The sequence below is a fragment of the Sporosarcina sp. P26b genome, assembly GCF_002743245.1.
Classification (GTDB): domain Bacteria; phylum Bacillota; class Bacilli; order Bacillales_A; family Planococcaceae; genus Sporosarcina; species Sporosarcina ureae_C.
Window position 1 is genome coordinate 25,341 of sequence record NZ_PDYW01000017.1, and the last position, 12,270, is coordinate 37,610.

The following is a 12,270-nucleotide window of genomic DNA, read 5'->3' on the forward strand; positions in this document are numbered from 1 at the left end:
CATGATAACCACCTGAATTTTGTTTTTCTCTCATATTCGCCATTTTTATTATAGCATGGGCTTTACTCTATCATGTATTACAGTTATGTATCAATTGATCAAGCTAGCGAAATGGTAGAAGTTTGGATTTTCTTCCGGAATTATGTACAAAAAAAGATCGTTCCCAATGTTATCTTGGAAACGATCGTAATATCAATTATTTCTTTTCAGCTAACCAAGCAGCAACTGCGTCTGCTTCTTCGCCTTGGATAATACCAGGAGGCATAGCGCCTTTACCGTTAACGATCACGTCGTGGATTTCTTCTTCAGAAAGTCTTGCACCAACGTCCTCAAGTGCTGGACCTGCTCCACCTTCTAAGTTTCCTCCGTGACATGACGCACAGCTTTGTTGTACAACTGCTTCTGCATCTACTTCAGTAGTAGCTGCGCCGTTGTCGTTTGCAGCGTCGTCTTTTGGCTCTGAAGCGTTATCGTCGCCTCCACCACAAGCGCCAAGAACTAGTGCTGCTCCGAAAAGTGTAGCTAGTAGTTTGTTCTTCATGTAATATCCTCCCTTTTGCTTTGTATTTTTGTAACACAAGTAGTATACCAAAAAACGACCGTGAATGGGCACCAGATATGACAAAGTTTCTAATTATCATGGATAATTATGCTATTTGCCTAAATTTAGCCTAAAAGGACGGTTTGGTAGTGAGTACATAATATAGTATTGACCAAAAATCCGGTTCTTAAACATTTATTATTAGAAATGTTTGTAATAAAGAGGCGGGAATGGAGAGTAGTTTGGGATTTCCACTGCAGCTGGGGGACGCTTTCCGGGGGAGCAATCTTGAGCCGCTTCCCTCGCTACGCTCAGTCCAGGGTCTCAAGATCACTCTGATTCCCCAGGAGTCGCCCCCAGCTTCCGTTCCAATCCTACGTATAAAGTGGATGGATGTAAGTCGTACATTGTAATAATCTGTAACATTGTAACATCTTTGAAATATTTCAAAATCAATTGCATTTAGTTCGTTTTTTTGATTAAGTCCAAGTCGTAGCCTGCGCTAAATCCTTTACTTCATACGAAAAATCATTTTTTTTATTTTTTAAAGCCTAGAAATTTTAAAACACTACAAAAAGTGGCACCCACTCACTATGCAAGGGATTGGCGCGTAGGAGGGGCGACTCCTAGAGGATCAGTTCGACAGGCGAGACAACCAAGGGAGCTTGCGACTGGTTGGCTCGCCGCGAACCCTCAGGAAAGCGTCCCCTCCGAAGCGCCAATCCCCACCCCAACACTCTGCCAGCCTTTAAACGAAAAACAGCCACAACAAGTCAGATAAACTGACCTGCTGGGCTGTCTTTAAACAATTACGAAATTCTTGAACGCAAGTACGCATTGATGAACTGGTCAATCTCGCCATCCATAACAGAACTCACATTACCCGTCTCCTCATTCGTACGGTGATCCTTCACCATAGAATACGGATGGAACACATAAGAACGGATCTGACTACCCCATCCAATTTCCTTCTGCTCGCCACGGATATCCGCCAAACGCGCTTCCTCTTCCTCGACGCGAATCTGGTAGATCTTCGCTTTCAAAAGATTCATCGCACGCTCACGGTTCTTGATCTGTGAACGTTCCGTCTGACACGTAACCACTGCACCCGTTGGAAGGTGAGTCATACGCACAGCTGAATCCGTCGTGTTAACGTGCTGTCCGCCGGCGCCGCTTGAACGATACGTATCAATCTTAATATCTTCCGACTTCAGATCCAATTCGATGTCGCCTTCAAACTCCGGCATCACTTCAATAGAAGAGAAGGATGTATGGCGTCTGCCTGAAGAGTCAAATGGTGAGATCCGAACGAGTCGATGTACACCTTTCTCCGCTTTCAAGTAGCCATACGCATTATGCCCTTTAATTCCGAGTGTGACAGACTTCACGCCCGCTTCGTCCCCTGCTTGATAGTCGAGTGTTTCGACTTTAAAGCCATGGTGCTCTGCCCAGCGCGTGTACATGCGAAGCAACATCGACGCCCAGTCTTGAGACTCGGTGCCGCCTGCGCCTGAGTGTATTTCAACTACTGCACTATTTTTATCAAACTCATCGCTTAATAACATTTGAAGATCGAATTGATCCATCTTCTTTTTGAACTCTTTTAATTCGGATATAAGGTCTTCTTGTAACTCTTCGTCAGCTTCTTCACGTAGAAGTTCAAGCGTCATCTCTAGATTTTCTTGCGTCTCGCTTAACTCGTGATATTCGCCTACTACATCTTTTAATGCATTCGATTGTGAAATGACTTTCTGAGCAGCGTCTTGGTCATCCCAGAAGCCCGGCTCCATCATCATTTCATCTAATTCCTGCATGCTAGTCTCTTTGTTTTCTAAGTCAAAGAGACCCCCTGAAGTCCACTAATTTCTTAGCGGTTTTTTCTAACTCGTTGCGAACATCGGATAATTCCATCATAATTGTTTCCTCCTGAGTGGTTGTTTCTCGTTATGCTTTGCCGTGACAGTTCTTATACTTCTTACCGCTGCCACATGGACAAGGGTCGTTGCGGCCGATATTGACAGTGCGTCGGATTGGCTTTTTAGCAACCGGTGCGCCGTCTTCTTTCGGATTATTCGCTTGACCTTTTGCTACTTCTTCGCGCTCCAAGTTATTGCGGATTTCAGCCTTCATGACATACTTCGTCGCATCGTTTTCGATCGATACAAGCATCTCTTCAAACATTCCAAATCCTTCTGCCTGGTATTCACGAAGCGGATCATTCTGTCCATACGCACGTAAATGAATTCCGTTACGAAGTTGATCCATCGCATCGATATGATCCATCCACTTGGTATCAATCGCACGCAACAGGACAACTTTCTCAAATTCACGCATACGCTCTTCGGACATTTCTTGTTCTTTTTCATTATAGCGTGCAATGACCAATTCGTGAATAAATGTTTGCAACTCTTCCGGTGTTTTCCCTTCCAAGTCTTCAATCGTCACGGTATCTTCAGCCAGTAAGTTCGCTTCCAGATAGTCTTTCAAGCCTTTTGAATAGACCGTATTGTCTGCAGTGTGGACCGCCACAACGCGTTCAATAACCGACTCCAACATACCTTCAAGCACTGGACGAATATTTTCTGAACCAAGAACTTCATTACGCTCTTTGTAAATTACTTCACGCTGTTGACGAAGTACATCGTCATACTGCAATAAACGTTTCCGTGAATCAAAGTTATTCCCCTCTACTCGTTTCTGGGCAGATTCAACAGAACGAGAAACCATTTTCGACTGGATCGGAGTCTCATCATCCATACCGAGTTTCGTCATCATCGATTTCATTTGCTCAGAACCGAAACGACGCATTAATTCATCTTCTAATGAAAGATAAAATTGCGTAACACCTGGATCACCTTGACGTCCTGAACGTCCACGGAGCTGATTATCGATACGTCTAGACTCATGTCGTTCTGTACCGATTACCGCTAAACCGCCAACGTCTTGGATATGGTCACCCAATTTAATGTCGGTACCACGACCGGCCATGTTCGTCGCAATCGTAACAGCGCCTCTTTTACCAGCGTCTTGAATAATTTCGGCTTCACGCTCGTGATTCTTCGCGTTCAAGACATTATGTGGAATGCCGTATTTTTTCAAGAAAGCTGAAATGATTTCAGACGTTTCAATCGCTACTGTACCGACGAGCACCGGCTGACCTTTTTCGTGTCGATCTCTAATATCTTCCGCTACAGCTTTATACTTTCCATCCATCGATGCAAAGATTAAGTCTGGACGGTCATCACGAGCAATCGGACGATTTGTCGGGATCGCAATAACGTTCATATTATAGATGTTGCGGAACTCTTCTTCCTCTGTCTTCGCTGTACCCGTCATCCCGGACAGCTTTTCATACATACGGAAATAGTTCTGGAACGTAATCGTCGCAAGTGTCATCGACTCGTTCTGAACTTCAAGTCCTTCTTTCGCTTCAATCGCTTGGTGTAACCCGTCACTATAACGACGGCCTTTCATCAAACGTCCAGTGAAGGAGTCAACGATGACTACTTCGCCTTCTTCTACGACATAGTCTACGTCATTGTGCATACTAACATGCGCTTTCAATGACTGGTTGATCGCGTGGTTTAGCGTCACGTGTTGCAGATCGAACAAGTTGTCGATACTGAACGCTTTCTCAGCCGCTTCAATACCTTGCTCCGTCAATACAACGCCTTTTGTCGACTCATCGAATGAATAGTCTTCTTCTTTTTTCAACGTAATCACAAAGCGGTTCGCCAAGCGATACAGCTCCTGCGCTTTCGCTGCTTGACCGGAAATGATCAACGGCGTACGTGCTTCATCGACTAAAATGGAGTCGACTTCGTCAATTACGGCGAAATGAAGCGGGCGTTGCACTTTATGTTCATTGTAAAGCACCATATTGTCACGCAAGTAGTCGAAACCGAGTTCGTTGTTCGTGCTGTATGTTACATCGGCTTCATACGCTTCACGCTTTTCTTCTTTACTCATACTGTTCAAGTTCAAACCTACGTTCATGCCGAGGAATGAATACAATTGTCCCATTTCTTCTGCGTCACGACTTGCCAAGTATTCGTTGACAGTGACGACGTGAACGCCTTTAGACGTCAGGGCATTTAAATACACCGCAAGTACTGAAGTCAATGTCTTACCTTCACCGGTCTTCATCTCTGCGATATTGCCTTCGTTAAGGGCCGCTGCACCCATGATTTGCACGCGGAATGGGTAGAGTCCTAGTACGCGGCGGGAAGCCTCACGCACGACAGCAAACGCTTCAGGCTGCAAGTCTTCGACCGTCTCGCCTTGTTGGTAGCGTTCTTTAAATTCGTCTGTTTTCGCTGTCAGTTGTTCGTCGGACAGTTTTTCCATATCGTCAGCCAATAGTTCTACTTGGTCGGCAATTTTCTCGAGTCGTTTTAGGTCACGTTTGTTTGGGTCGAACATTTTATTCAATACGCCAAGCATTTATTGTCACATCCTCATAGCTTCATCAATTAGCAGGACGTGCCTGCCAGTTGTAAGTTCTTCGTCTGGTCCATAGTTTTCGTTCAAGATTTTTGAGTCACACTCCATTTTAGCATTGTAAAAAGCTAGGTGCAAATAGTGCGCTGTATCATTTTTCCTAAGTTTGTTCGGGGATGGGTGTACTTAGTGTTTGGGTGGGGATTTGCGAGTGGATGATACTTTTTTTGTGCATTAAACTTAGGATTGTAAATAATGTTGAGATTTCGAGGCTATGAGCGGTTATCAAGGTTCTATGATCACTTAGATGAATCTATGAGCACTCGTGGCGTCTGATAGAGCGGATTGTGCGTGTGATAGAGCGCAAAATGAGTTCTATGAGCGCTTAAATGGATTCTATGAGCGAAAGCTGGACGCTGGAGCTTCAATCCCTTGCAATGCGAGTGGGTGATACTTTTTTTGTGCATTAAACTTAGGATTGTAAATAATGTTGAGCTTTCGAGGCTATGAGCGGTTATCCAGGTTCTATGATCACTTAGATGAATCTATGAGCACTCGTGGCGTCTGATAGAGCGGATAGTGCGTGCTATAGAGCGCAAAATGAGTTCTATGAGCGCTTAAACGGATTCAATGAGCGAAAGCTGGACGCTGGAGCTTCAATCCCCTCCCCCTACACAAATTCACTCACAATTCCCAAGCACTTGCCCTTGAACTTAAAGACCATATCAAACGTAAACAAGTTCAAAAACAAAAAAGCCCAGCCGAGGCTGGACTTTTTAGGTTGCTTATTAGTTTGTTTCGATTAGGCCGTATTTGCCATCTTTACGCTTATACACAATGTGTGTGCCATCAGATTCTGCATCCGTGAAGATGAAGAAATTGTGGCCCAGCATGTTCATTTGAAGAATCGCTTCCTCTTGATCCATTGGCTTCAAATCAAACTGCTTTGTGCGCACTACGTCGAACTCATTATCGTCCTCTAGCTCTACTGCAGCACTATTGTTATCAGTTGACTGGAAGAAAGCGGCTACGCCTTCGCGCTCACGTGACTTACGATTAACACGTGTTTTATATTTACGAATTTGACGCTCTAGCTTGTCGACGATTAAATCAACAGCTGCATACATATCGTTGTGACGCTCCTCTGCGCGAAGTGTCAAATTCTTCATCGGAATTGTAATTTCCACTTTTGTTTGTTTATCACTATAAACTTTCAAGTTAACATTTGCTGTAGCGTTTACACCTTCTGAAAAATAACGCTCTAGTTTTTCAACTTTCTTTTCAACGTACTCTCTGATCGCCGGAGTTACCTCGACGTTTTCACCGCGAATATTGAAGTCTAACATATGAACTCCTCCTTTATTTAAACCATCACTACCTTACTTCTTCATAGTACCCTTAAATACCTTCTCAAAACTTAAGAATAATGCAGAATTGTAAAGAAACTTCTGATTTAGGTTGGTTTCACTCGGTTTCTTTCACTTTTCGAGCATGATGTTTTAATTCTTCGGTGATTAATGTATCGACTTTTTGATCTTCACCAAACTCGAAACCGTATTCAAATCCGTATTCGGTTTGTGTTTTCCAAGCTACGTTTCCTAAAATTTCAAACGGGTGCTTAAAAATTGTGAACTCCAATTGCAGGGCTAAAATTTCCGATCGCACAGGTAAATCCAAATTAGTGACAAATTTCACGCCACCTGTACTGATGTCTACAATTTCGCATTGCCCTTCGTTAGATAAGCTTTTTTGTTCATTATTTAATTGTATACGGAATGTTGCGGGTATGTATGGATCGAATGGATACCGAAAGTAGTCGTGGCGATTATAGCGCATAGGACGTTTCCCTTCATTTAAATTTCACTATGTAAAAAGCCGAAAGAGATTGCTCTCTTCCGGTTATTAGTGCTTCGAATCGAAATACGCACCATCTTGAGACATTTTACCATATGGATTCACATAGTTATTCATGTTTTCTTTTTTGGCTTGTGATTGTGAAATATTTGTACGAATTTCATTGGTGAAGTGATCTAGACTAGTTTGTACTTCTTTTTCTAGGCGAATTAATTCTGCCCCAAATTCGTCTTCTTCCGCTGTAAAAGGTTGAGTAATTTGTGACTGCAGCAAATCACGTTCATCGAGAACTTTCTCGATTTTCTCAATAACTTCATCACGCTTTTCTTCATCGGTTTCTTTCACTAGCGATATCAATAGAAGAGAACGCTCATGCCACATCGTCATTGCAGGTCGGATCATATTTCACTCACGTTCGAATATTGCTTCGAACGATTAATTTGAATGACCTGCTTCCACGTGTCGCGGAATTCAGTTATGATGCCCGCAGCTTCTTCAAACAGAGCCGGATCATTTTGGATATTTCCGTCGATTAGGCGGCTGTTGACGAACTCATACAAAACGAGCATGTTTTTGGATACTTCATAAGACGTATCCAATGTCAGCATTAATTCAGTTACGATCGCCTGTGCTTTTTGAATCGCAATATTCTTTTGTTCCAGATTGCCTTTAGCCAGCTCCATCTTGCCTTGCTGAATAAATTTTAGACATCCGTTATAAAGCATTAACGTCAACTCGCCAGGCGTAGAAGTCGTCACCGTATTCGTCTGATATGCTGCATAAGGGTTGTTAGTAGCCATTTATGTCAATCTCCTTTTTCTAGCAAAGTTGCGTTACATGCCGCCGCCAAGTGAACTCATCAACGCCGCAGACTGGGAATTCGCTCGCTGGATCGCTTGCTCCATCGCGTTAAACTGCTTGTAGTAACGACTTTCCATCATCTGTAGCTTCGTTTCAAAGCGCTCGATTTGTTTGTCCATGTTTTTCAAAGAACGACCGAGAGCAAATGTATCGTTGACAGCAGTAGAACTACCTGCTTTTACTGTGATTTTCTTTTGTGCGTCTTGTAATTCAGTACGGTATTGTTGTGCAATTCCTCCCTGTTTAGGATCAGTATTGCTTTTACCGATTAAATCATAAACTGCATTTGGATTTTCTGAAATTTTTTCACGTAGTTTATCTTCATTTATCGTTAATTTACCATTATCCAAATAGTTTTTGGTAGTCTCGATACCTAGATCTTTCAGGCTGATTGTGATTGGTTTTCCATCATCACCAACACTCTTACCATCTTTATCAGTAGTATTTACCGTTGTAGTCATTATTGAACGTAAATTATTTAACATGGAGGAAATTGCGGGATCGCCCTTCATTGTTCCGCTCTTCGCTTTTTCTTCCCAAAGCTCAATTTCCTTTTCTTTCATATCCGATTTTTCTTCGGCAGAAAGAGGATGGAATGATTTAAATTCTTTTTCTTTAATCTTGCTATTTAGCTTTTCAATCATTTCGTTGTAGTCGTTGACGAACTCCACTACCGAGTCAAAAACCTTTTCGGTATTAGTAGAAGAACTGAAGGAAACTGGAGAATCAGTTTTTTGTTTGAGAGATACTTCAAAACCATTAATTGTAAAAGTGTTAGATGCCCGTGTTGTTTCTAGACCATTAAAGGTAAACTTCGCATCTACACCTGCTGCAGACCTAGGTTCGTCGTTCGGTGGAGGAACGGGCGCATCCCAAGGCGGTGCTGGTGGAGCATTTAACCTTAATTTATTTACAAAGGAATCTTCACCTGAAGTTGAACTGGTAATCAATATTTCTCCTGCTCCACTATTCTTAGCACTCATCGCTATTTTACCAGATGAGGAATCATAAAAAGCACTGACACCGGTTTTCTCATTTATCCGTTTCAATACAGAATCCAAAGTTTCAGTGTCCTTTATATCTATTGTAGTTGCTTTACCTGACGGGTCCGTTATTGTTAGTTTTTGGTCACCAGCAATTCCTAATTCTGTAAGCGTTTTTGTCTTTACTTCCTCGTCTGTCAGCTTTGCCCCGTCTGCACCAAGCTTAAGTACGCCACCTTGAAGAGTCGCTTGTTTAGCTAATCTTTTTACTTCAATAGTCCCCGAAAAGTCAGAAGTAGAAGCTTTTGCCGTTATACTAACCGCCTTCTCATCCGAAACACTGACATTTTTCTGCATATAGGTACTCTGCTTCATAACCGTATCAAACAGTTTGTCACTTGATTTTCTCAAGTCGCGGTTCGTGGAACGATAGTCGTCTAGCTGCCACTGTGTGTATTGTTTCTTTTGCGTAATTTTATCAAGTGGGATTCGATGTGCTTTCATCATGTCTCTAATGATTGATTCTGTATCGATTCCCGATGCCAATCCACCGATTCTCATCGTGCCTCACACCTTTTTTGTTATATTTTTTTATCGATTAGCAATCCAATGAAGTCTTTCATGGCTGCATGTATGTCGAGCAATTTCTTCGGAGGTATTTCACGAATTACCTCTTCTGTTTCAGGGTCGATGATCGTAACGTAATATTCATTTAGTTTCTCATGAAATTTGAAGCGTAACTGAACATTGACACTGTCGAGGAATTTGTTCATGCCTTCCGTTAATTTTTTCGCTTCACTCTTGGACAACTCCGCTTTCTGTTCTGGTGTCGCCTGTTCTGCTGGCTGACCCATGGGTTGAATGTTTGCCACTACTATTTTGTTTTCAACGGACCCACTCTCATAAGATGATTTCACTGGTTGCGTTGCGGGGCCGTCGCCAATTCGGCTGACCATACTCGTACCCCCCGTCTTTAATCGAACAATCGTTACTTATAGTATCGGATTCAATTAGCGGATGTTAAGTACAGCATGGCATATTCTTCTTTACGTTCTCGCCACTTTTTTCACTTTATCTGTCTACTACTCAATAAAATTTTCAAAGTTATGAAATTCAGACTATTAGAACAGTCAAAAGTAATGTATGATAAGAACAATCTATAAGAGTAAAGGAGCATACATCCATGATTCATTCCATCAAAACGAAAATGATCCTTCTTGTCCTCGTCCTAGTTGCTGGAGGCATCCTGACAATGACTGGAATCAGTAGCTGGTTAGTTAAGGAACGGACAGAGAAAAACATCATCGAATCAAGCAGTACGTTACTTTCCGAAATGAGCGAATCCATTGAAGCGGATTTGCGTCAATACAGCAAAGGACTGGAGTTGCTGACGGATTCATCGGACTACACGAACGCATCCGCCACTACCGGTAAAGCCGAAGTTATCAAAGCACTCAGTAACACGTTGGATACTTATCCAGATGTTTCAAGTACTTATCTGTCATTCGCGACAAAAGAAACGATAATTCGTCCTTACGTGGATTTGACGGGCTTCGATCCCACTCCACGAGAATGGTATCAAAAAGCAGTAGCGGACACGAAAGTAGTACATTGGACCAAGCCTTACATTGATGAAGCAACGGGCAATTTCGTAATAAGTGCTGCAAAAGCCGTCATGAATGGAAATGAATTCGTCGGTGTAGCTGGAATCGATATTCAACTGTCGACGATGTCTAAAGATATTTCCGCAACGAATATTCCCCATGGCGGTTATGCATTCATTCTCGATTCTGAAGGGACAGCTATCGCCCACCCGTCGCTCATTGGGGAAAATGTCATGGATCGCGCGTACGTGGCCAAAATGTATAAAGAAGCAGCAGGACATCACACATTCGAGCAAGACGGAGTTAAAAAAGTCGATATGTTCACGACGATTCCGAATTTCGACTGGAAGCTTGGTGTGATCTACGACCAGAAAAACATGCAATCCCTTGCAGCTGGCTTACGAAATGTGATGATCGTTGCGGCCATCGTCACACTCGCTATACTCGCAATCATTCTTTTCATTTTCATCAGCCGCGTATTGAAACCTATTTTCCGACTGCAAGATACGGTGCAACAAGTAGCCGATGGTGATCTAACGGTTCGTGCCAACATTCATTCGAACGATGAAATTGGAGAACTTGGCAAAGGCTTCGATAAGATGCTTGACCAAATGAACGGCCTGATTACAACCGTGACGCATTCCGCTTCCAATGTGCTTGCGAGTTCACAAAATTTAAGTGCAGTATCAGAAGAAACGAATGCGACAAGCGAAGAAATTGCTAGTGCTTTGGCGGAAATTACTCGAGGGGTTGTGAAGTCCGCGGAAAACGCGGAAACGGTCACGACACGCGCGGATTTATTGAATCAACAAATTCATTTTGCCAATACAACCGCTAGTGAAATGGCAGGCCTGGCAACGGAAGCTGTATCTTTCAATACGGACGGTCGAGCGCAAATGAGTATTTTAAGCTCTTCATTCAATAACTGGAATCAAGACTTACAGCAAATGGGCGGCATGATTGGCTCTTTGGAAGATAAAGTGAAGGCGATCAGTTCCGTCATCGACGCGATTACCGCGATCTCTTCTCAGACCAATTTACTCGCGTTAAATGCAAGTATTGAAGCAGCCAGAGCCGGTGAACATGGCAAAGGCTTCGCAGTGGTCGCAGACGAAGTGCGTCAACTCGCGGAACAATCTGCAAGATCGGCTGAACAAGTGCGTTCGACAATTCATGAACTGCAAAACGGGACGCAACATGTGATCGAACAAATGAACAGCACACGCGATACATTCGAGCGTCAAAGTACGGTCGTAACAGATACAGAAGGAATTTTCGAAAGAATTTCTAGCTTTATCGGTGATATGCAATCTCGAATTAATCAAGTTACTACCGCTCTTCAAGAAATGGACGTTCATAAAAACGATGTCTCTGAGCAAATTCAAGTGTTATTGTCGACTACAGAACAATCTGCAGCGGCTTGTGAAGAAGTAAGTGCTTCTTCAGATGAACAACTCTACGCGATCGGCTCCGTTGCAGAAGCGGCTGAAGCCTTGACGCAATTGAGCGAAGACCTTAGTGATGCAGTGGAACGCTTCAAAATCTAACAACATCCGCCTCTCCTTTTTAAAGGATTGGCGGATTTTTTTATAAAAGCCAAGGCACTCTGAGAATCTCTGCATAGAATAAGGGTAGTTCCACATTTGGAGGTGAAATCAATATGGGAGAATCAGTTAAAGGATCTGGGTACGGTGGCGGTTATGATGGTGGCTTCGGCTTTTCAATGATCGTTGTTCTGTTTATCTTATTGATCATTGTCGGTGCAGGATTTATGGGTTACGGCTGTTAATTACTTAAAAAATGGAGGTGGAGACATGTTTGGATTCGGTGGATATGGACACGGTGGTGGCGGTTACGGTGGATCTGGTTGTGAAACGGGTGGGTCTGGTGGATCTTACGGCTCATGCGGTAGCGGATTCGCATTGATTGTCGTATTATTTATCTTACTCATTATTGTAGGCGCCGCTTGCCTATAAGCCTTTAAAAA

12 protein-coding genes are annotated in these 12,270 nt (G+C 43.0%); 3 read left to right on the forward strand and 9 right to left on the reverse strand.

Annotation, left to right across the window (positions count from 1 at the left end; all coding sequences use genetic code 11):
• Positions 1-196 precede the first annotated feature (196 nt).
• From cccB to flaG, 9 genes are all read right to left on the reverse strand, one after another.
• Positions 197-541, reverse strand: coding sequence for a cytochrome c551 (cccB, locus tag CSV69_RS12700; RefSeq protein WP_085428435.1), 345 nt, complete (start codon positions 539-541; stop codon positions 197-199).
• An 809-nt stretch (positions 542-1,350) separates the two neighbouring features.
• A protein-coding gene (prfB, locus tag CSV69_RS12710) for a peptide chain release factor 2 (protein WP_099626113.1) occupies positions 1,351-2,452 on the reverse strand; the annotation gives its coding sequence in 2 pieces (ribosomal slippage) (positions 1,351-2,379 and positions 2,381-2,452; 1,101 coding nt in all).
• Positions 2,453-2,485: 33 nt separating this feature from the next.
• Entirely contained in the window at positions 2,486-4,984 is a 2,499-nt protein-coding gene (secA, locus tag CSV69_RS12715; protein ID WP_099693605.1) for a preprotein translocase subunit SecA, read from the reverse strand.
• A gap of 785 nt (positions 4,985-5,769) precedes the next feature.
• Entirely contained in the window at positions 5,770-6,327 is a 558-nt protein-coding gene (hpf, locus tag CSV69_RS12720; protein ID WP_085428432.1) for a ribosome hibernation-promoting factor, HPF/YfiA family, read from the reverse strand.
• A 118-nt stretch (positions 6,328-6,445) separates the two neighbouring features.
• Positions 6,446-6,817 carry a PilZ domain-containing protein gene (locus CSV69_RS12725; RefSeq protein WP_085428431.1) on the reverse strand — a complete coding sequence of 124 codons (372 nt, stop codon included), beginning with the start codon at positions 6,815-6,817 and terminating at the stop codon, positions 6,446-6,448.
• 66 nt (positions 6,818-6,883) lie between these two features.
• Entirely contained in the window at positions 6,884-7,237 is a 354-nt protein-coding gene (fliT, locus tag CSV69_RS12730) for a flagellar protein FliT (protein WP_085428430.1), read from the reverse strand.
• Positions 7,234-7,635 carry a flagellar export chaperone FliS gene (gene fliS / locus CSV69_RS12735; protein ID WP_099625805.1) on the reverse strand — a complete coding sequence of 134 codons (402 nt, stop codon included), beginning with the start codon at positions 7,633-7,635 and terminating at the stop codon, positions 7,234-7,236. Before fliS ends, fliT begins: the two co-directional genes overlap by 4 nt.
• Before the next feature lie 33 nt (positions 7,636-7,668).
• On the reverse strand, positions 7,669-9,240 hold the full coding sequence (locus CSV69_RS12740) for a flagellar hook-associated protein 2 (RefSeq protein ID WP_099693606.1): 1,572 nt from the start codon (positions 9,238-9,240) through the stop codon (positions 7,669-7,671).
• A gap of 20 nt (positions 9,241-9,260) precedes the next feature.
• Complete coding sequence (flaG, locus tag CSV69_RS12745) at positions 9,261-9,635, reverse strand: flagellar protein FlaG (protein WP_099625803.1); 375 nt, start codon at positions 9,633-9,635, stop codon at positions 9,261-9,263.
• 227 nt (positions 9,636-9,862) lie between these two features.
• On the opposite strand from flaG, the gene CSV69_RS12750 reads away from it, so the two are divergent.
• The 3 genes from CSV69_RS12750 to CSV69_RS12760 all read left to right on the forward strand — a co-directional run bounded on the left by CSV69_RS12750 (position 9,863) and on the right by CSV69_RS12760 (position 12,259).
• Positions 9,863-11,830 (forward strand): methyl-accepting chemotaxis protein, encoded by a 1,968-nt coding sequence (locus CSV69_RS12750; RefSeq protein ID WP_085428426.1) that lies wholly within the window; start codon positions 9,863-9,865, stop codon positions 11,828-11,830.
• Positions 11,831-11,943: 113 nt separating this feature from the next.
• A complete protein-coding gene (locus CSV69_RS12755; protein ID WP_083035222.1) occupies positions 11,944-12,072 on the forward strand; it encodes a YjcZ family sporulation protein in 129 nt (42 codons plus the stop codon).
• 25 nt (positions 12,073-12,097) lie between these two features.
• A complete protein-coding gene (locus CSV69_RS12760) occupies positions 12,098-12,259 on the forward strand; it encodes a YjcZ family sporulation protein (protein WP_085428425.1) in 162 nt (53 codons plus the stop codon).
• The last annotated feature ends 11 nt before the right edge of the window (positions 12,260-12,270 follow it).